An 18,110-nucleotide genomic window follows, 5' to 3' on the forward strand; every position below is an offset into this window, starting at 1 on the left:
TGCGTTCGAAACCGAACGCGGCGTTCGGTCGGGAGGGGGAGGGGAGGGACTCGGGGTCACGGTGCCGCGAAGCCGAAGGACGCGAGCGTATGCCGGCCCGCGTCGCTGAGGACGTAGGCGACGAAGGCGCGGGTGGCGGCGTCATCGGTGAGGGTGATGATCGGATAGGTGAGGCTGGTGTTGTACTGGCCCTCGATGGCGACACCCTTCACGGCGTCCTTGGCCGCGACGACGTCCGAGTGGTAGACGACCGCGGCGTCGGCCTCCCCGAGGCGGACCTTCGCGAGGGTGGCCTTGACGTCGACCTCCTTGCTCACGACGTTGGGCACGACGCGTGCCTTCCTGAAGGTCGCCTGCGCCGCCTTGCCGCACGGCACGGTGTCCGCACAGAGCACCACCTTGACGGTCGGCTTGGCTAGGTCGTTGATCGAGGCGACCGCGGCGGGATTGCTCGGTGGCACCGCGATCTCGAGGATGTTCCTCGCGAAGCTCGTGGTGTCCTTCACGAGGCTCTTGTCGAGCGGCTCGGCGGCCGCGCTGCCGGCGAGCGCGAGCACCGAGGCGGGCGCGCCGTTGTCGACCTGCTGGACGAGGGTCGCGCTCGAGCCGTACGAGGTCTCGACGGTGACACCCGGGTGGGCTGCCTCGAAGTCCGCCTTGATCGCGTCGAACGACTCGGTGAGCGAGGCCGCGGCCAGGACGGTCACCGTCCCGGTGAGGCCGGCCGCGCCAGAGGCGCCCGTTGCGGTCGACCCGGCACCGGAACCCCCCGCGGCTCCGGTGCTGTCGCCGCTCGGGGAGGAGCCGCTCCCGCACGCGGCGACGGTCGCGACGAGTATCGCCGCCAGTGCGAGGCCCGCCCCGCGCCCTCCGAGGCTCGGGCGGCGGGTCGGGGGAATGGCCTGCCGGGTCATGCGGGGACCTCCACGACGACATGGGTGGACTTGACCGAGGCGACGGCGACGGACCCGACCGTGAGGCCGAGGTCGTCGACCGACTCGCTCGACAGGAGCGAGACGATCCGGAACGGGCCGCACTGCATCTCGACCTTGGCCATGACGGTGTCTCGCGTGATGGCGGTGACGATGCCGCGCATCCGGTTGCGGGCCGACGCGCCCCCCGTGATCCCGACCTCGGCGGGGTGGGCGAGCTGCTGGGCGACGGCGGCGAGCTCGGCGCCGTCGACCGTGCGTCGGCCGGCCTCGTCGGTGCCTCCCGAAAGGCGCCCGGAGTCGACCATCCGACGGACGGTGTCGTCGGAGACCCCGAGCAGGGCGGCGGCCTCGGTGATACGCAGATGCGGCATGACAAGAACCTTAGCGCCGCAGGTGCGGTCGCTCAGGCGTTGCGACGGGATCTCTGCAAGCGATCTCGGCCAGGGGGTTGACGAAACACGGCGGACGCGGTGTAATCAACGAATCAGTTGATCAACAGAAAGGTTGATCATGGTCGACGCGACCTCCACCGACGACGACCTGGACCGCGCCTTCGCGGCCCTCGCCGACCCGGTCCGCCGCGCCATCGTGGCCCGGCTGAGCCGCGGACCGGCCACCGTCAACGAGCTCGCCGAGCCGTTCGCCATCAGCAAGCAGGCGGTCTCGAGGCACATCCAGGTCCTCGAGCTCGCCGGACTCGTCAGCCGCACCCGCGACGCCCAGCGCCGACCCGTCCACCTCGAGGCCGCGCGCCTCGAGGCCCTGACCGCCTGGATCGACCGCTACCGGCTCGTCCGGGAGCAGCAGTACCGCGCCCTCGACGCCCTCGTCGAGCAGGCGCACCACCTCACCACCGGCGCACCGAGCGCCCCGACGAAGGAGCAGTCATGACCCACCCACTCACCCTCGACATCCCCGCCGGTGTCCCGTGGATCGACTTCACCCGGGAGTTCGACGCCCCCGTCGACGTCGTCTTCAACGCCCACCGCGACCCCGAGCTCGTCCGCCAGTGGCTCGGCCCCCGCGGCTACGAGATGGACGTCGACCGCTGGGACTTCGTCTCTGGCGGCGGCTACCGCTATGTCCACCGCAACCCCGACGGAATGGAGTTCGGGTTCCACGGCACGTTCCACACCGTCCGGGAGAACGAGCTCGCCATCCAGACCTTCGAGTTCGAGGGAGCCCCGGACGAGGTCGCCATCGAGTTCATGCGGTTCGTCGACCTCGGCGACGGCCGGTGCCGGCTCGAGGGCCGCAGCGTCGGCCCGACCGTCGAGGGTCGCGACGCCATGGTCGAGAGCGGCATGGAGAAGGGGATGTCCGAGGGTTACGAGCGCCTCGACGAGCTCGTTGCCCAGCCCGTCACCGCCTCGTCCCAGGGCTGAGCCACGTGGACTGGACCCTCGAGGTCGTCATCGTCCCGGTCAGCGACCTCGACGCAGCCATCGCTTTCTACCGTGACCGAGTCGGGTTCGACCTCGACCACGACACGAAGAACGAGCACATGCACGTCGCGCAGCTGACCCCACGCGGCTCCGGGTGCTCGATCGTCGTCGGAGACCTGCCGGGGCAGACCGCGATGGCCCCCGGCTCTCTCCACGGCGTCCAGCTCGTCGTCGCCGACGCCCAGGCCGCCCGCGCCGAGCTCGTCGGCAGGGGAGTGGAGTGCTCGGAGATCACCGCCTTCGACGACCGTGACGGCGGCACGTTCTTCGGCTTCTCCGACCCCGACGGGAACTCGTGGGCCGTCCAGCAGATCCGGGCCCGAGCCGAGCGGCCGCTGATCCCGCCCGAGGCCCGCGGCCGCTTCGGCGAAGACCTGGAGCCCTGACCCCCGAGCCCTCCGAACGACGCGTTCGGTCGCGAACTCAGCGATATGCCGCTGAGTTCGCGACCGAACGCGGCGTTCAGTTGCGGATTGCGTACGTGCTGGGCTCCCAGCCCGGGTTCCGCTGGGACGCCGCCGAGCGGCATACTGACCGGCATGAGCAGCGTCCCCCAGCAGCGGGTCCTCCGGACCACGATCCCCGGCCCCAAGTCGGCCGAGCTCCAGCAGCGCAAGACGGCCGCGGTGTCGGCCGGCGTCTCCACCGGCCTGCCGGTCTACGTCGAGAAGGCCGGCGGCGGCATCCTCGTCGACGTCGACGGCAACCAGCTCATCGACTTCGGCTCCGGCATTGCCGTCACCACCGTCGGCAACGCCGCCCCTCGCGTCGTCGAGCGCGTCCAGGCCCAGGTCCAGGACTTCACCCACACGTGCTTCATGGTCACGCCGTACGAGGAGTACGTCGAGGTCGCGGAGGCGCTCAACGACCTCACCCCCGGTGAGCACGAGAAGCGGACCGCGCTCTTCAACTCCGGCGCCGAGGCCGTCGAGAACGCCGTCAAGGTCGCGCGCCACTTCACCGGTCGCAACGCCGTCGTCGCCTTCGACCACGCGTACCACGGCCGGACCAACCTGACGATGGCCCTCACGGCCAAGAACATGCCGTACAAGCACAAGTTCGGCCCCTTCGCCGGCGAGGTCTACCGCGCCCCGATGAGCTACCCGTTCCGGTGGCCCGGCGGCCCCGCCGACTGCGCGAAGGAGTCCTTCGACGTCTTCGTCTCGCAGGTCCACGCCCAGGTCGGCGAGGACAACATCGCCGCAGTCATCCTCGAGCCGATCCAGGGCGAGGGCGGCTTCATCGTGCCGGCGCCCGGCTTCGTCAAGCAGGTGTCGCAGTGGTGCGCCGACAACGGCATCCTCTTCATCGCCGACGAGGTCCAGACGGGGTTCTGCCGCACGGGTGACTGGTTCGCGAGCGAGCACGAGGACGTCGTCCCCGACCTCATCACGACGGCCAAGGGCATGGCCGGCGGCCTGCCCCTCGCCGCGGTGACCGGACGGGCCGACGTCATGGACGCCGTCCACGGTGGTGGCCTCGGCGGCACCTACGGCGGCAACCCGGTCGCCTGCGCCTCCGCGCTCGGTGCCATCGAGACGATGAAGGAGGAGGACCTCTGCGGCCGCGCCAAGCAGGTCGAGGCCCTCTTCCTGCCGCGCCTGCACGCGCTCGCCGAGCGTTACCCGCAGATCGGCGACATCCGTGGCCGAGGCGCGATGCTCGCGGTCGAGCTCGTCAACGGCGAGGGCGACCTCACGCCCAACGCCGCGCTGACCGCCGCCGTCAACAAGGCCTGCCACGCCGAGGGCCTCGTCACCCTGACGTGCGGTACCTACGGCAACGTCTTCCGCTTCCTGCCCCCGCTCGCCGCGAGCGACGAGCTGCTCAGCGAGGGCCTCGACATCTTCGAGAAGGCCTTCGAGACCGCGGCCGGCTGAGCCACCTCGGGCCCGTATGCCGCTGGGGCGGGACCGCGCGACCGGCGCGGACCCGGCCCAGCGGCATACGGGCCGGGCTTCAGTCGAGGGGCGTGACCTCGGGGCGCTTGGCCTGGCGGTGGTCGCCTGAGGAGCGGCCGGTGAGGCGGCGGTGGACCCATGGGCCGACGTACTCCCTGGCCCACTGGGCGTTGGCGGCGAGGGCGTCGCGGCGCGAGAGCGGCGGCGCGGGGTCGAGGGGAGTGGCCCATGTGGCATCCGCGTGCGGCAGGCCGAGGGCGTCGAGTGCCGCCAGGGCGACCCGGCGGTGGCCCTCGGACGTCATGTGGATGCGGTCCTCGGACCACATCCGCCAGTCGCGGAGCGCGTGCAGACCCCACTGGTCGATGACGTGGGCGCCGTTGCGGCGGGCGATGCTCCAGATGTTCGCGGTGTGGACCGCGGCCCGGCCACGGGTCGCCTTGACGAGGGGCGCGTCGGCCGGGTCGACCGGCGTGGCCATGAGCACGTCCGCCCCCGTCGCGCGGATCCGCACGACGGCGGCCTCGAGCCGGGCCGCGAGGGCGTCGAGGTCGGCCTTGGGCCGGAGGATGTCGTTGCCGCCGCCGACGATGCTGACGAGGTCGGGCTCGAGCGAGAGGGCGTGGTCGAGCTGCGGACCGACGACGTCGGCGAGCTTGCGGCCGCGCACGGCGAGGTTGGCGTAGCCGAAGTCGAGGCCGTCGGCCCGGGCCAGCTCGGACAGGTGCGCGGCGAGCCGGTCGGCCCAGCCGGCGTACTCCCCGTCGTGGGCCAGCGTCGGGTCGTCGTCGCACATGCCCTCGGTGAAGGAGTCGCCGATCGCGACGTAGCGCGTCCACAGCCGCGGCGCGGTGGGTTGCGTCATGTGAGCCTCCAGTCGATCGGTTGGCCGCCCTGGCGGGCGAGCAGGTCGTTGGCGCGGCTGAAGGGCCGCGAGCCGAAGAAGCCCGAGCGGGCCGACAGCGGCGAGGGGTGCGCGCTCTCGATGCGGGGGACGTCGCCGAGGAGCGGCGCGAGCGACTGCGCCTGGCGACCCCAGAGGATCGCCACGAGCGGGCCGCCGCGCGCGGCGAGGCCCGCGATCGCGCGGTCCGTCACGGCCTCCCAGCCCTTGCCCTGATGGCTCGCCGAGGCGCCGGGCCGGACGGTGAGGACCCTGTTGAGCAGCATGACGCCCCGGCCGAACCACGGGCTGAGGTCGCCGTTGGACGGGGCCGGCAGCCCGAGGTCGGTGCCGAGCTCCTGGTAGATGTTCTGGAGCGAGCGCGGCACGGGGCGGACGTCCGGAGCGACGCTGAAGCTGAGCCCGACCGGGTGCCCCGGGGTGGGGTAGGGGTCCTGTCCGACGATGAGGACGCGGACCGCATCGAGCGGCAGGGTGAAGGCCCGCAGGATCGCGTCGCCTGCCGGCAGGTAGCCGCGCCCGGCCGCGACCTCGGCCCGGAGGAAGCCGCCCAGGTCGGCGAGCGTGTCGGCGACGGGCTCGAGCACCGGCACCCACGAGGCATGGACGAGCTCGGGCAGGGGTCGGGCTGGCACGGGGCCACGGTACCGGCCGTCCCTGGGCGCCGCGTGCCGGGACGGGGGTGCAGGTCGGTGGCGGCTCGCGACAGAATCGGGGGGATGCCCACTGTGCTGCGCGGACCCGCCCTGGTCGACGACGTCATCACCCCGTCCCTCGTCGAGATCGAGGGTGACCGCATCGTCGCCGTGACGCCCGACCCGTCTCCGGGCACGAGCCCGCTCGAGACGGAGGTCGACGCGGAGGTCACGGTCGTGAGCGGGACGATGCTCCCGGCATACGTCGACCTCCACTGCCACGGCGGCGGCGGTGCGGCGTTCACCGACCTCGACGCGGACGCCGCGGCAGCGGCGGCACGCCACCACCACCGCCGCGGGACGACGTCCCTGCTCGCGAGCCTCGTGACGATGTCGCCGGCCGACCTCGAGCGCGGGGTCGCGATCCTCGCGGACCTCGCGGACGACGGCCTCGTCGATGGCATCCACCTCGAGGGGCCGTGGATCGCCGAGGCCCGCTGCGGCGCCCACGACCCGGCGCTCCTGCGTGACGCCGAGCGGGCGGAGGTCGACCGGCTCCTCGAGGTCGGCCGCGGCCACGTCAGGCAGGTGACGCTCGCCCCCGAGCGCACGAACGGGCTCGAGCTCGTCCGATGGCTCACCGACGCGGGCGTCCATGCGGCGGTCGGGCACACGACGGCGACGTACGAGCAGGTCGGCGGCGCCGTCGAGGCCGGTGCGGACCTCGCGACGCACCTCTTCAACGGGATGGACCCGTGGCACCACCGCACCCCCGGCGCCGTTCCCGCCCTGCTGCGCGAGGCGGCCCGGGGCGGCATGACGCTCGAGCTCGTCGCCGACGGCACCCACCTGGCCGACGGCACGACCGCGACGGTCGTCGACCTCGTCGGCCCCTCGCGGGTCGCCTTCGTCTCCGACGCGATGGCGGCCGCGGGGATCGGCGACGGCGCCTACCTGCTCGGCGGGCTGCCCGTTGTCGTCACCGACGGGGTCGCCCGCCTCGAGCGCGACCCGGACGGGACGGCCCCGGGAGCGATCGCCGGCGGTACGAGCCACGTCGGCGACATCGTCGCCCGTGCCGTCAGGGGAGGGATGCCGCTGCCGTATGCCGCCCAGTGCGGTTCGCGCACGCCCGCGGCCCTGCTCGGGCTGGCCGACCGGGGGACCCTGAGAGCCGGCACGCGCGCGGACATCGTCATCGTGGACGACGCAGGGACGGTGCAGCAGGTCATGCGCGCGGGTCGGTGGCTCGACGCGTGAGAGCTGGCGCGGAGCGGCGGGCGCTCGGTGCGGGTCGGCCCGACCGGTGCCGGCGTGTCTCGTCCGGCTCGGCGCCGACCCCCTGGGCGGCCGGGTCACTAGGCTGACGCGGTGATCGAGACGCACCCCCTCCCGAGCCCTCGGCCCACGTGGCCCGTCGCCGTGTTCGACCTCGACGGCACCCTGGCCGACACGATCCACCTCATCGTCGAGTCCTACCAGTACGCCTTCCGGACCGTGCTCGGCCAGGAGGAGGACCCCGAGGTCATCCGGTCCTGGATCGGCCGCCCGCTCATCGAGGCCTTCCGCGAGCACTCGCCCGAGCATGCGGACGAGCTCTACACGACCTACCTGCGGTGGAACACCGAGAACACCGAGCGGCTCATCCGCGACTACGCCGGGGTCCGGGACGTCCTCGCCGACCTGCGCGATGCCGGCGCCCTCGTCGCCGTCGCGACGTCGAAGCGGCGCGAGTCCGCCCGGCAGGCGATGGACATCCTCGGCCTGACCGAGCTCGTCCCCGTCGTCGTCACCATGGAGGACACGACGGCACACAAGCCCGACCCGACCCCGCTCCTGCTCGCGCTCCAACGCCTCGGACAGAGCGACCCGTCGCGGGCGGTCTACGTCGGTGATGCGGTCGTCGACGTCCTCGCGGGCAAGGCCGCGGGCATGGCGACCGTCGCGGTGACGTGGGGTGCCGGAGTCGCCGAGTCGCTCTCGGCGGTCCGTCCGGACGCGGTCGCGAAGAGTGCCGACGAGCTGCGGACGGTCCTGCTCGGCGGCTGATGCGGCGGGGAGCGGGTGCTGGGACCCTCCGGGCAGGGCCTAGCATTCAGCCGTGCACAGCTTCGACAAGGACGCCGACCATGCTGCCGTCGACAAGGTCCTCGCCTACGCCCGAGAGCGCCTGCTCATGGACCCGGTCCCACTCGACCGGCCACGCACCGAGGGCGAGCTGCGCGAGCTCGTCGGCGAGACGATCACGCCGGAGGGGCTCGGCGCGACCCGTGCCATGGACCTCTTCGAGCACACCCTCGCCCAGGCCTGCCTCTCCAACGACCACCCCGGCTACCTCTCCTTCATCCCCTGCGCCCCGACCCGCGAGGCCGCCGCGTTCGACGTCGTCGTCGGGGCCTCGTCGATCTACGGCGGGTCCTGGCTCGAGGGTGCCGGTGCCGTCTACGCCGAGAACCAGGCGCTGCGCTGGATCGCCGACCTTGCCGGCCTGCCCGACTCCGCCGGTGGTGTCTTCGTGCCCGGCGGCACGGTCGGCAACCTGTCGGCGCTCGTCGTCGCCAGGCACACGGCCCGCAACCGGGCGAAGGCCGAGGGCACGGGTGCGCGCCCGTGGCGCATCGCCGCGACCGACAACGCCCACTCGTCGGTCGTCTCGATGGCCGCCGTCATGGACGCCGAGGTCTGCGGCGTGCCAGTCGACGACAAGCTCCGCCTGACCGGTGACGCCCTGCGCGCGACTCTGGAGGAGCACGGCCCCGAGACCTTCTTCGCCGTCGTCGCGACGTGCGGCACGACGAACTTCGGGGTCGTCGACGACCTCCGGTCCGTCGCCGAGGTGTGCCGCGAGTACGGCATCTGGTTCCACGTCGACGGCGCCTACGGCGGCGCCGGCCTCGCAGCCCCCTCCGTGCGCGACCTGTACGACGGCATCGAGCACGCCGACTCGTTCATCGTCGACCCCCACAAGTGGCTCTTCGCCCCCTTCGACTGCTGTGCCCTGCTCTACCGCGACCCCGAGCTCGCCCGGGTCGCCCACACGCAGGAGGCGGGCTACCTCGACGTCCTCACGAAGGCGCCGGAGTGGAACCCGACGGACTACTCCATCGGCCTGACCCGCCGGGTCCGAGGTCTGCCGCTCTGGTTCTCCCTGGCCGTCCACGGTACCGACGCCTACGTCAAGGCGATCGAGGGGACGCTCGACGTGACCCGTTTCGCCGCGGCCGAGATCGAGCGGCGCGACTACGTCGAGCTCGTCCGTGAGCCCGACCTGTCGGTCGTCGTCTTCCGCCGTCTCGGCTGGTCCCCCGACGACTACCAGGCCTGGACCGACCGGCTCATGGACGAGGAGTTCGCCTTCGTCGTCCCGACGACCTTCCGCGGGGAGACGCTGACCCGGTTCGCCGTCGTCAACCCGCACACGACGAAGGAGCACATCTCCGCCATCCTCGACACGATGGCCTGACCGGTCTGCGTCGCGGCCTCATCGGTCGTCGAGACCGATGAGGCAGGTGGGGCCGGAGAGGTCCCTGAGGCCGGTGGGGAGGCCCGTCGACGGGCTTCCCCACCGACACGGCAGGGCTGAATGACACCCCTGTCATTAGGGACTATCGTTCGGCAGGGAGCCACCGCCGACCCCAGCCAGCATCAACCGCACACCCGTAGCGAGACAGGGACGATGAGCACAGACCACGCCGCGGACCACACCCCGTCGCAGCCGACGTCGCAGCCGCTCAGCGAGCGCGACCACGAGATCCTCGCCTTCGAGCGCCAGTGGTGGAAGTACGCAGGGTCCAAGGAGCAGGCGATCAAGGAGCTCTTCGACATGAGCTCGACGCGCTACTACCAGGTCCTCAACGCGTTGCTCGACAACCCGGCGGCCCTCGAGGCCGACCCGATGCTCATCAAGCGGCTGCGCCGCATGCGGGCGAGCCGCCAGCGGGCGCGCACGGGCCGCCGCCTCGGGTTCACCGTCTGACCGCTCGCTCGAGCCGCCGCGACAGGCGGCCCTACCGCGTCCTCCATGCGGACAGCGTCCCCACGGCAGGGCGCAGGGCGTGGTTCACTTCGAACATGGCCGAGGTGACCGTCCGCCGCGCTGGGGCCGACGACGCCTTCATCGTGGCCGCGCTCCACCTGCAGTTCGCCCTCGAGCTCGGGATGCCGTCCGAGCCGGGCTACCTCGACCGCTTCGTCGACGCGTGGCTCGCCGACCGGCCCGACCGGCCCACCTGGATCGCCGAGAGCCGCGGCGAGCACGCGGGGATCCTCGAGACCCGCCGCATCCGCGCGCTGCCATGGCCCGGTCGCAAGGACGTCAGCTGGCTCCACGTCGGAGGCCTCTTCGTCACGAGCGGGCACCGCGACCGCGGTGTCGGCCGGGCCCTGACCGAGGCCATGATCGAGTGGTCGCGCACGACCGACGTCAAGTGGATCCGGCTCAACGCGCCCGACGTGCGCGCCCAGGAGTTCTACGAGCGGCTCGGCTTCAGCTCGCCGGGCCGGCTCATGGAGTTCGACCTGAGAGACCCTTCGTGACCGTGCGCCCCGGCACGACCAACACGCTCGTCGATGTTGCCGGCCTGCGGGTCGGCCACGCCACCCGCGACGCGCCGGGCTGGCTCACCGGGGTCACCGTCGTCGTGGCCCCGCCGGGTGGGGTGGTCGCCGGCGTCGACGTGCGCGGCGGCGGCCCGGGCACCCGCGAGACCGACCTGCTCGACCCGCGCAACCTTGTCGACCGGGTCGACGCGGTCGTGCTCGGCGGGGGCTCGGCCTTCGGGCTCGCGGCCGCCGACGGTGTCATGGACGGCCTCCTTCACGACGGGCGCGGCTGGCCGATGGGCGAGCCCGGACGCGTCGTGCCGATCGTCCCCGCTGCGATCCTCTTCGACCTGGGACGAGGCGGAGCGTGGGGCCACCGTCCCCGTGCCGAGGACGGGAGAGCGGCATACGTCGCGGCGACGAGCGAGGGCGTCGCGCAAGGGAACGTCGGTGCGGGCACCGGCGCCAAGGCAGGCGGCCTCAAGGGCGGAATCGGCTCTGCCAGTGTGGTGCTCGACTCGGGCGTCACCGTCGCGGCTCTCGTCGCCGTCAACGCCGTCGGCTCCCCGATCGACCCCGCCACGGGCCGTCCGTATGCCGTGGGGCTCGGCCTCGACGGCGAGTTCGCTCACGTCGGGGAGCCTTCGGGTGCCGACCTCGAGGCCGCCCGCGAGCGCCGCGCTGCACAGCCGGGGCCGTCGGCCGGGCCCGGGCTCGCCACGACGATCGGGGTCGTCGCCACGGACGCCACCCTCACCAAGGCGCAGTGCCAGAAGCTGGCCGGGGTCGGGCACGACGGGCTCGCGCGGGCGCTCAAGCCGGTCCACACGCTCTTCGACGGCGACACGCTGTTCGCTCTCGCGACGGGCGGCCGGCCCGCGCCGGATCCCATCGAGCTGACCATCCTCATGGAGGCAGGTGCCGACTGCGTCGCCCGTGCGATCGTGCACGCGATCCTGGCCGCCGAGTCGGTCGACCGCAGCGCCGACGAGGGCGTCGTCCTGAGGTCATGGCGTGACGCCTTCCCCTCGGCCCTGGCCTGACTCCTCCCCGCCCGGGGCACAGCTGATCGGCTCGGCGCGAGCCGTGCAAACCCCACAACAACTCCGCCGGGGCGAAGGAACGGTGGTCGGTCCGGGCCGGGATGCCGCAACAGCCCCGCCGGGGCGAAGGAACGGTGGTCGGTCCGGGCCGGAACGCCGCAACAGCCCCGCCGGGGCGAAGGAACGGTGGTGGGTCCGGGCCGGAACGCCGCAACAACTCCGCCCGGGCGGGGGGTTTGGGGTGACCGGGCCGGCCGGGCCGGGGGCGGCCCCGGTCAGGCGGGGATGGGCTCGTCCCAAGCGCGCTCGAACGCGGCCGCGAGGTCGGGCAGCGGGTAGGGCAGCCGGGAGTCGGGTTCGCTCCGGGCCGCATCGAGGGAGAGTCCTGCGGCCCGGCGCTCGCCGATGACCCGGGCAACCATGGCGATCTCGTCGCGCTGGCGCTCGACGAAGGACGGGTCGACCCAATGGCCGTGACCCGGGACGATGACGGACCCGGGGTCGACCCAGACCAGGTGCTCGGTGAGGGTGTCGGCCCAGTCGAGCGGCCAGCAGTCCCCACCGAACGACGGGTGGGCCGACTCCTCGACGAGGTCCCCGAGGAAGACGGCGTGGGTGTCGGGGACGAAGACCGCGATGTCTCCGTCGGTGTGGCCGCGGCCGGCATACGACAGCGTGACGAACCGGTCGCCGAGGTCGATCGTCGCGCTCCGGCCGAAGGTCCGGTCGGGGCCGCGGAGCGGAGTCTCGAGGACGTCGGCCACATCGGCCTCGGTGTAGCCGTACTCGGGCGAGGGTTCCGGATCGGCCTCGAGCGCGGCCCGGATGTGGTCGGCGGCGGCCTCGAACCTGCGCCCGACGTTGTCGTGGGCGTGGATCGTCGCGTCAGCGAAGGCGATGTTGCCGAAGGTGTGGTCGAAGTGGACGTGGGTGTTGACGACATGGCTCACCCGGATGGCACGCCCGAGGTCGCGGATGTCGTCGAGGACGGCCGAGCCCTGCGCTGCTGAGGCGCGGGTGTCGATGACGATGGCGTCGTCGCGGCCCAGCACGAGCCCGACGTTGACGCCCCACTGCGGGTAGCGCGCGACGAGCACACGGTCGGCGACCTCGACAAAGCCCACGTTCGCGCCCATGCGCCCCACCGTAGCCACGTCGGCCCGCGACCGGGCGGGCGGACCCCGGCCCGACTGGGCGATTGCTGTCCGTTTCGTCTAGGTTGGCGAGCCATGCGGTCCGAGATCCGAGCCCAGCAGCGAGCCGAGTCACGCCGACGGCGCCTCGTCGTGGCGGGTCCGGTCGGGCTGTCCCTCGTCGTCGCCGCCTTCCTCGGCCTCTGGTCGCTCGGGAGCCCACCCCGCGGTTCGGTCTTCCTCTCGACGGTTCGCCCGACCCAGGCCAACGGCGGTTCCGGCTACCTCTTCGGGGACGCGTCGACCCCCACGAGCACCAGCGTCCCGACCGGTACGGCCTCCGCCGCGACGTGGGCTCCGGCAGTGGAGGCGACAGCGACGGCCCCGGCGAGCCCGCCGGCTACGTCCCCACGGCCCGTCGCCACGCCGGTGCCGACCACGTCGACCTCGCCGAGCCCGTCGACGTCGACGACCAAGGGCAAGCGACCCCGGCCCAAGGGGCCTCCCACGACGAAGTCCTGACGAGGCCGCGATACCGACCCGTCCCGGTCGATCCCGTGACAGCCTGTCCGGATGGACTGCGTCTTCTGCTCGATCGTCGCAGGCGACGTCCCCGCCGACGTCGTCCTCGACGAGCCCGACTTCCTCGCCTTCCTCGACCGCCGTCCGGTCTTCAAGGGTCACGTGCTCCTCGTGCCGAGGGCGCACATCGACACGCTCCTCGAGCTGCCGGCACAGCTCCACGCCGGTCTCGTGTCCGCGGCGCAGCGCCTCGCCGGCGCGGTGGTCACGGGGCTCGGGGCGCAGGGGAGCTTCGTCGCGACCAACAACGTCGTGAGCCAGTCGGTCCCCCATCTCCACGTCCACGTCGTGCCGAGGACGAAGGGTGACGGGCTCCGTGGCTTCTTCTGGCCGCGGACGACCTACGCCTCGGGAGAGGAGTCGGCCGAGTATGCCGCTCGGCTCGCGGCGGCGCTCGCCCCGACGGACCCGGGCCCGGTCCCCAACAGCGACCCGCCGGCGTTCGCCGATGGCTCCGACGCGTGAAGGAGCTGCCGCCCGTGCCGCCGAAGCCACCGACCGGCCGTGCGACGGTGCCGCTCGCCGAGATCATCGACGACGTGATGGCCTTCGTGGCCGACATCGTCTACTGCACGGTGACGACGGTCGACCCCCGGGGGCGGCCCCGCTCCCGCGTCATGCACCCGATCTTCGAGCGCGTCGACGACGGTCTCATCGGCTGGGCCCTCACCGGCCGGTCCCCCGTCAAGACCCGCCACCTCGCCCACAACCCGCACGTGAGCTGCTCCTACTGGAGCCCGGCGCAGAACACCGTCGCGATCGACTGCGTCGCGACGTGGGTCGACGAAGCCGACGACGTGACGAGGGGCCACGTCTGGAGCGTCTTCACCGACACTCCCGCGCCTCTCGGCTGGGGCGAGCTGACGGCCTACGAGCCCGAGGGCATCCACCATCGGCTCTTCCAGCCGCTCCGTCTCGAGCCGTGGCGGATCCAGGTGCTGCGCGCCGAGCAGCTCGCCGCGGGTGACGTCCGCCCGCGGGTCTGGCGGGTCGAGGCGTGAGGGGAGGGCTCCCGGGAGGGGCCCAGCGGCATACGGCCTCGTCCCGACTGTTTGCACTCTCAGGGTGCGAGTGCCAATAATGGCGTTAGCACTCTCCTCGGGGGAGTGACAGATCAGGGCCGTATGCCGAGGGGTCGGGTCTCACAGCGACGTGAGCTGGGGGAGCCGGTCCCGTCCGTCGCGGGACGGCGTGCGGGCCACCACCAACGTTTCGTGTGGGAGGAACCACCCGAATGGCCAAGACCATCGCATTCGATGAAGAGGCGCGCCGCGGCCTCGAGCGGGGCATGAACATCCTCGCCGACGCCGTCCGCGTGACGCTCGGCCCGAAGGGCCGCAACGTCGTCCTGGAGAAGAAGTGGGGCGCCCCCACGATCACCAACGACGGCGTCTCCATCGCCAAGGAGATCGAGCTCGACGACCCGTACGAGAAGATCGGCGCGGAGCTCGTCAAGGAAGTTGCCAAGAAGACCGACGACGTCGCCGGTGACGGCACGACGACGGCGACCGTCCTGGCCCAGGCCATGGTCCGCGAGGGCCTGCGCAACGTCGCGGCCGGCGCCAACCCGATGGCCCTCAAGCGCGGCATCGAGAAGGCCGTCGAGGCCGTCTCCGCGGCCCTGCTCGAGTCGGCCAAGGAGGTCACCACCAAGGAGCAGATCGCCTCGACCGCGAGCATCTCTGCGGCCGACGAGGAGATCGGCGGCCTCATCGCCGAGGCGATGGACAAGGTCGGCAAGGAAGGCGTCATCACCGTCGAGGACTCCAACACCATGGGCCTCGAGCTGGAGATGACCGAGGGTATGCGCTTCGACAAGGGCTACATCTCGGCGTACTTCGTCACCGACACCGAGCGCATGGAGACCGTCCTCGACGACGCCTACGTCCTCGTCGCGAACTCCAAGATCAGCAACGTCAAGGACCTGCTGCCCCTCCTCGAGAAGGTCATGCAGTCCGGCAAGCCGCTCCTCATCATCGCCGAGGACATCGAGGGTGAGGCCCTCGCGACCCTCGTGGTCAACAAGATCCGTGGCACGTTCAAGTCGGTTGCCGTCAAGGCCCCCGGCTTCGGCGACCGTCGCAAGGCCATGCTCGGCGACATCGCGATCCTCACCGGCGGCCAGGTCATCTCCGAGGAGGTCGGTCTCAAGCTCGAGAACGCCACCCTCGACCTGCTCGGCAGGGCGCGCAAGGTCGTCGTCACGAAGGACGAGACGACCATCGTCGAGGACCAGGACGACCGTTCCGCGATCGAGGGCCGCATCGCCCAGATCAAGGCGGAGATCGAGAAGTCCGACTCCGACTACGACCGCGAGAAGCTCCAGGAGCGCCTCGCCAAGCTCGCCGGCGGCGTCGCCGTCATCAAGGCGGGCGCGGCCACCGAGGTCGAGCTCAAGGAGCGCAAGCACCGCATCGAGGACGCCGTCCGCAACGCGAAGGCCGCCGTCGAGGAGGGCATCGTCGCCGGTGGTGGCGTCGCCCTCATCCAGGCCGCGCACGCGCTCGACAAGCTCGAGCTCGAGGGTGACGAGGCGACGGGCGCCAACATCGTCCGCGTCGCGACCGAGGCTCCGCTCAAGCAGATCGCGATCAACGCCGGTCTCGAGGGTGGGGTCGTGGCCGAGAAGGTGCGCCACCTCGAGGCGGGCCAGGGCCTCAACGCCGCCACGGGCGAGTACGTCGACCTGCTGTCGGCCGGCATCATCGACCCGGTCAAGGTGACGCGCTCGGCGCTGCAGAACGCCGCCTCGATCGCGGCGCTCTTCCTCACGACGGAGGCCGTCATCGCCGACAAGCCCGAGAAGGCCGCTCCGGCCATGCCGGGTGGCGACGACATGGGCGGTATGGGCGGCATGGGCTTCTGAGCCCACCTGCTCTCGCACTGCGTCCGAAGGGCGGTTCCCCCAGGGGAGCCGCCCTTCGGCCTATACCTCCTCGGCGCCCGAACGTCTCGTTCGGTGCTAGGGGGTGGGGGAGGCCGGATCCGTGACCGGGCCGGGGGTCGAGGCCAGGGCTCGGACAGAGGCCGGCACCGGGATGCCCGGGCGCAGGTCGGGGGCCGGCTCGGGGGTTCCGTAGGCCGTCCCCACCGGCACGATGCCGGCCCACGCGGGCCCGGCGACGTCGTCGTCGGGGTCCTCCGGCCAGCCGCCTGCGACCTTGAGCGACCACTCGCCGATCGGCATAGCGAGCACGAGGGTCGCCGAGAGCTCACGCCGGTTCGATGGCCGCACCTCGGGCCGCCGGCCGGGGAGGAGGTGGTCGACGAGGACGTCGAGGGCGGCCTCCTTCGCCGCGCCCTCGACCGGGACGAACCGGCCGAAGAGCACCGCGGAGCGATACCGGTACGACGACTCGAAGGCCGACCGGGCGACGACGACGGCGTCGAGCGCTGTCACCGTGACGCAGGCCTCCGCTCCCTCGGCGAGGCGGCGCATCCACCCCGAGCCGGTCGACCCATGGACGAGGAGCCGGTCACCGTCGCGGGCCAGGGCGGTGGGGATCACGACCGGTCCGCCGTCGGCGACGAGCCCGACGTGGGCGATGGGGACCGCGTCGAGCAGGGCGTTGAGCGCGTCCACGTCCGTGCTGGCCCGATCGGCGAGGCGGGTCATGCGGGTCCGGTCCATGCCGGGAGTATCGCAGCCGCCGGGAGCGTCACGCCGTCCGGGGCCGAGGGGCGGCCCAGCGGCAGCGCGCCCCTCGGGCCCAAGCGGCTTGGCCCCGAGCGCCTCGGCCCGTGGGGCGGGGCTGGATCAGCGGGCGAAGAGCGCCCGAGTCGCGTTCTCGTGCTCGAGGTAAGCAGCCGAGGCGCGGGAGGTGAGACGGGCGATGTCGGCGAGGGACTCGTTGACCTTGGCCTGGAGGCCCTGGTAGTCGTGCATGACGCGGACGAACTCGGCCTTGGCCGGTCCCTCCCACGAGCCGTCGAGGGCCGTCAGCCGGGCCCGGAGCGCGGCGACGTCGCCCCGGATGCTCTCGGCCAGGCGGGTGATGTCGCCGGCAGCGGCGGCGATCCGGTCGGTGTCGACGATGGAACGGGACATGGCGTTTCCTCCTGCTCGGCCGGACCCGGCCGCTCGGTGACCTGACGGTTTGACCCTAGGAGCATTCGTTTGCCTCCGGCTGGCACTGTCCACAGCCTCGATAGGCTGCGCCCATGACGTTGTGGATCGACGAGCCGATCTGGCCCGCTCACGGCAGGCACTTCGCGCACCTCGTCAGCGACACGTCGTATGCCGAGCTCCATGCCTTCGCGCGGGCCGTCGGGATGCACCCGCGGGCCTTCGACGGCGACCACTACGACGTCCCGGACGCGCGGTGGCAGCAGGTCGTCGACGCAGGGGCCACCCCGACCGAGGGCGTCGACCTCGCCCGGCGCCTCAACGCCTCGGGCCTGCGCCTGCGCAAGCGCAAGGGCGACCGGGGTCTCCGGCGCTACCTCGCCCACCCGTTCCCCAACGGCCCGAGCGACGTCGACCTCATCGCGTCGGACGTGCCGCTTCGTGAGTCGCAGGTCTCGGCGGCGATGATCTTCGTCCGCGACCGGGAGGGCCGGTTCGCCGCCGTCCACAGCGTCCGCCGCGCCGAGTGGGGCTCGCCCGGTGGCTGGCGTGAGCCCGGGGAGACACCCCTCGAGAACGCCCTCCGTGAGACCGTCGAGGAGACGGGTCTCGTCGTCGACCCCGGCCTCGTGTACCCGTGCGGCTACGAGCGGTTCACGGCCCTCACCGACGACAACACCTTCACGCGCGACGCTCCCTATCTGCAGGTCTTCCGCGTGCGGATCGAGGAGAGCGCCCCGCCGCTCACCCAGGGTGACGACGGGATCCACGAGACGCGGTGGGTGTCCCCGACGGAGTACGCCGCCCTCTGCCGCCACCTCTTCTGGTGGCCGCTCGCCGCCGAGGTGTTCCCCGATCTGCCGCCGGCTGACCTCCCCTGAGCGCACCCCTCGGGCCACCCCACGCAGAGGTATGCCGCCGGGC

22 protein-coding genes are annotated in these 18,110 nt (G+C 72.3%); 15 read left to right on the forward strand and 7 right to left on the reverse strand.

Features of this window, described 5'->3' with window-relative positions:
* Positions 1 to 56 precede the first annotated feature (56 nt).
* On the reverse strand, positions 57 to 914 hold the full coding sequence (modA, locus tag N865_RS04925; RefSeq protein ID WP_084327957.1) for a molybdate ABC transporter substrate-binding protein: 858 nt from the start codon (positions 912 to 914) through the stop codon (positions 57 to 59).
* Positions 911 to 1,306: a TOBE domain-containing protein gene (locus N865_RS04930; protein ID WP_034802240.1), complete on the reverse strand. Its 396-nt coding sequence runs from the start codon at positions 1,304 to 1,306 to the stop codon at positions 911 to 913. Before N865_RS04930 ends, modA begins: the two co-directional genes overlap by 4 nt.
* Before the next feature lie 139 nt (positions 1,307 to 1,445).
* Here N865_RS04930 and N865_RS04935 point away from each other — a divergent pair, with 139 nt between their 5' ends.
* The 4 genes from N865_RS04935 to gabT all read left to right on the forward strand — a co-directional run bounded on the left by N865_RS04935 (position 1,446) and on the right by gabT (position 4,260).
* Positions 1,446 to 1,826, forward strand: coding sequence for an ArsR/SmtB family transcription factor (locus N865_RS04935; protein ID WP_034802243.1), 381 nt, complete (start codon positions 1,446 to 1,448; stop codon positions 1,824 to 1,826).
* Positions 1,823 to 2,320, forward strand: a complete 498-nt coding sequence (locus N865_RS04940; protein WP_034802245.1) for an SRPBCC family protein — start codon at positions 1,823 to 1,825, stop codon at positions 2,318 to 2,320. Before N865_RS04935 ends, N865_RS04940 begins: the two co-directional genes overlap by 4 nt.
* 5 nt (positions 2,321 to 2,325) lie before the next feature.
* Positions 2,326 to 2,766, forward strand: a complete 441-nt coding sequence (locus N865_RS04945; protein WP_034802248.1) for a VOC family protein — start codon at positions 2,326 to 2,328, stop codon at positions 2,764 to 2,766.
* A 153-nt stretch (positions 2,767 to 2,919) separates the two neighbouring features.
* Positions 2,920 to 4,260, forward strand: coding sequence for a 4-aminobutyrate--2-oxoglutarate transaminase (gene gabT / locus N865_RS04950; protein WP_034802250.1), 1,341 nt, complete (start codon positions 2,920 to 2,922; stop codon positions 4,258 to 4,260).
* Positions 4,261 to 4,339: 79 nt separating this feature from the next.
* On the opposite strand, the gene N865_RS04955 is transcribed toward gabT, so the two are convergent.
* On the reverse strand, positions 4,340 to 5,146 hold the full coding sequence (locus N865_RS04955; protein ID WP_034802253.1) for an SGNH/GDSL hydrolase family protein: 807 nt from the start codon (positions 5,144 to 5,146) through the stop codon (positions 4,340 to 4,342).
* Complete coding sequence (locus tag N865_RS04960) at positions 5,143 to 5,820, reverse strand: uracil-DNA glycosylase (protein WP_034802256.1); 678 nt, start codon at positions 5,818 to 5,820, stop codon at positions 5,143 to 5,145. Before N865_RS04960 ends, N865_RS04955 begins: the two co-directional genes overlap by 4 nt.
* Before the next feature lie 84 nt (positions 5,821 to 5,904).
* Here N865_RS04960 and N865_RS04965 point away from each other — a divergent pair, with 84 nt between their 5' ends.
* From N865_RS04965 to N865_RS04990, 6 genes are all read left to right on the forward strand, one after another.
* Entirely contained in the window at positions 5,905 to 7,080 is a 1,176-nt protein-coding gene (locus N865_RS04965) for an N-acetylglucosamine-6-phosphate deacetylase (RefSeq protein WP_034802257.1), read from the forward strand.
* Positions 7,081 to 7,191: 111 nt separating this feature from the next.
* Positions 7,192 to 7,869: an HAD family hydrolase gene (locus N865_RS04970; protein WP_245603666.1), complete on the forward strand. Its 678-nt coding sequence runs from the start codon at positions 7,192 to 7,194 to the stop codon at positions 7,867 to 7,869.
* A 52-nt stretch (positions 7,870 to 7,921) separates the two neighbouring features.
* Complete coding sequence (locus N865_RS04975) at positions 7,922 to 9,283, forward strand: pyridoxal phosphate-dependent decarboxylase family protein (RefSeq protein ID WP_034802259.1); 1,362 nt, start codon at positions 7,922 to 7,924, stop codon at positions 9,281 to 9,283.
* Positions 9,284 to 9,496: 213 nt separating this feature from the next.
* A complete protein-coding gene (locus N865_RS04980) occupies positions 9,497 to 9,796 on the forward strand; it encodes a DUF3263 domain-containing protein (RefSeq protein ID WP_034802261.1) in 300 nt (99 codons plus the stop codon).
* A 95-nt stretch (positions 9,797 to 9,891) separates the two neighbouring features.
* Positions 9,892 to 10,356, forward strand: a complete 465-nt coding sequence (locus N865_RS04985) for a GNAT family N-acetyltransferase (protein WP_034802263.1) — start codon at positions 9,892 to 9,894, stop codon at positions 10,354 to 10,356.
* Positions 10,357 to 10,358: 2 nt separating this feature from the next.
* The gene (locus tag N865_RS04990; protein WP_034802453.1) at positions 10,359 to 11,405 is read left to right on the forward strand and encodes a P1 family peptidase; all 1,047 of its coding nucleotides are present in this window, start codon (positions 10,359 to 10,361) and stop codon (positions 11,403 to 11,405) included.
* Between the two features lie 275 nt (positions 11,406 to 11,680).
* Here N865_RS04990 and N865_RS04995 read toward each other — a convergent pair whose 3' ends face one another.
* On the reverse strand, positions 11,681 to 12,541 hold the full coding sequence (locus N865_RS04995) for an MBL fold metallo-hydrolase (protein WP_051510197.1): 861 nt from the start codon (positions 12,539 to 12,541) through the stop codon (positions 11,681 to 11,683).
* Between the two features lie 93 nt (positions 12,542 to 12,634).
* Between N865_RS04995 and N865_RS05000 the strand changes: the two genes are divergently transcribed.
* The 4 genes from N865_RS05000 (at position 12,635) to groL (ending at position 15,986) form a co-directional block, all read left to right on the forward strand.
* Complete coding sequence (locus tag N865_RS05000; RefSeq protein WP_034802266.1) at positions 12,635 to 13,060, forward strand: hypothetical protein; 426 nt, start codon at positions 12,635 to 12,637, stop codon at positions 13,058 to 13,060.
* A gap of 51 nt (positions 13,061 to 13,111) precedes the next feature.
* Positions 13,112 to 13,585 carry an HIT family protein gene (locus N865_RS05005; RefSeq protein WP_084327958.1) on the forward strand — a complete coding sequence of 158 codons (474 nt, stop codon included), beginning with the start codon at positions 13,112 to 13,114 and terminating at the stop codon, positions 13,583 to 13,585.
* 14 nt (positions 13,586 to 13,599) lie between these two features.
* Entirely contained in the window at positions 13,600 to 14,121 is a 522-nt protein-coding gene (locus tag N865_RS05010; protein WP_211244857.1) for a pyridoxamine 5'-phosphate oxidase family protein, read from the forward strand.
* A gap of 233 nt (positions 14,122 to 14,354) precedes the next feature.
* The gene (gene groL / locus N865_RS05015) at positions 14,355 to 15,986 is read left to right on the forward strand and encodes a chaperonin GroEL (protein ID WP_034802268.1); all 1,632 of its coding nucleotides are present in this window, start codon (positions 14,355 to 14,357) and stop codon (positions 15,984 to 15,986) included.
* 96 nt (positions 15,987 to 16,082) lie between these two features.
* Here the strand turns inward: groL and N865_RS05020 are convergent, their stop codons facing one another.
* Both N865_RS05020 and N865_RS05025 read right to left on the reverse strand, forming a co-directional pair.
* Positions 16,083 to 16,751, reverse strand: coding sequence for a pyridoxamine 5'-phosphate oxidase family protein (locus tag N865_RS05020; RefSeq protein ID WP_034802271.1), 669 nt, complete (start codon positions 16,749 to 16,751; stop codon positions 16,083 to 16,085).
* 126 nt (positions 16,752 to 16,877) lie between these two features.
* Positions 16,878 to 17,168: a WXG100 family type VII secretion target gene (locus N865_RS05025; protein WP_034802273.1), complete on the reverse strand. Its 291-nt coding sequence runs from the start codon at positions 17,166 to 17,168 to the stop codon at positions 16,878 to 16,880.
* Positions 17,169 to 17,281: 113 nt separating this feature from the next.
* Here N865_RS05025 and N865_RS05030 point away from each other — a divergent pair, with 113 nt between their 5' ends.
* Positions 17,282 to 18,067 carry a DUF4031 domain-containing protein gene (locus N865_RS05030; RefSeq protein WP_034802276.1) on the forward strand — a complete coding sequence of 262 codons (786 nt, stop codon included), beginning with the start codon at positions 17,282 to 17,284 and terminating at the stop codon, positions 18,065 to 18,067.
* Positions 18,068 to 18,110 lie beyond the last annotated feature (43 nt).

The organism is Intrasporangium oryzae NRRL B-24470 (genome assembly GCF_000576595.1).
GTDB lineage: Bacteria > Actinomycetota > Actinomycetes > Actinomycetales > Dermatophilaceae > Intrasporangium_C > Intrasporangium_C oryzae.

Excerpts from the sequence above, each read along its gene's own strand:
- N865_RS04965 (WP_034802257.1), top strand. The coding sequence starts at position 5,905 with ATGCCCACTGTGCTGCGCGGACCCGCCCTGGTCGACGACGTCATCACC.
- N865_RS05000 (WP_034802266.1), top strand. The coding sequence starts at position 12,635 with ATGCGGTCCGAGATCCGAGCCCAGCAGCGAGCCGAGTCACGCCGACGG.
- N865_RS04995 (WP_051510197.1), bottom strand. The coding sequence starts at position 12,541 with ATGGGCGCGAACGTGGGCTTTGTCGAGGTCGCCGACCGTGTGCTCGTC.
- N865_RS05005 (WP_084327958.1), top strand. The coding sequence starts at position 13,112 with ATGGACTGCGTCTTCTGCTCGATCGTCGCAGGCGACGTCCCCGCCGAC.
- N865_RS04940 (WP_034802245.1), top strand. The coding sequence starts at position 1,823 with ATGACCCACCCACTCACCCTCGACATCCCCGCCGGTGTCCCGTGGATC.
- groL (WP_034802268.1), top strand. The coding sequence starts at position 14,355 with ATGGCCAAGACCATCGCATTCGATGAAGAGGCGCGCCGCGGCCTCGAG.
- N865_RS05020 (WP_034802271.1), bottom strand. The coding sequence starts at position 16,751 with ATGGACCGGACCCGCATGACCCGCCTCGCCGATCGGGCCAGCACGGAC.
- N865_RS04955 (WP_034802253.1), bottom strand. The coding sequence starts at position 5,146 with ATGACGCAACCCACCGCGCCGCGGCTGTGGACGCGCTACGTCGCGATC.
- modA (WP_084327957.1), bottom strand. The coding sequence starts at position 914 with ATGACCCGGCAGGCCATTCCCCCGACCCGCCGCCCGAGCCTCGGAGGG.
- N865_RS04930 (WP_034802240.1), bottom strand. The coding sequence starts at position 1,306 with ATGCCGCATCTGCGTATCACCGAGGCCGCCGCCCTGCTCGGGGTCTCC.
- N865_RS04980 (WP_034802261.1), top strand. The coding sequence starts at position 9,497 with ATGAGCACAGACCACGCCGCGGACCACACCCCGTCGCAGCCGACGTCG.
- N865_RS04985 (WP_034802263.1), top strand. The coding sequence starts at position 9,892 with ATGGCCGAGGTGACCGTCCGCCGCGCTGGGGCCGACGACGCCTTCATC.
- gabT (WP_034802250.1), top strand. The coding sequence starts at position 2,920 with ATGAGCAGCGTCCCCCAGCAGCGGGTCCTCCGGACCACGATCCCCGGC.
- N865_RS05030 (WP_034802276.1), top strand. The coding sequence starts at position 17,282 with ATGACGTTGTGGATCGACGAGCCGATCTGGCCCGCTCACGGCAGGCAC.
- N865_RS04935 (WP_034802243.1), top strand. The coding sequence starts at position 1,446 with ATGGTCGACGCGACCTCCACCGACGACGACCTGGACCGCGCCTTCGCG.
- N865_RS05025 (WP_034802273.1), bottom strand. The coding sequence starts at position 17,168 with ATGTCCCGTTCCATCGTCGACACCGACCGGATCGCCGCCGCTGCCGGC.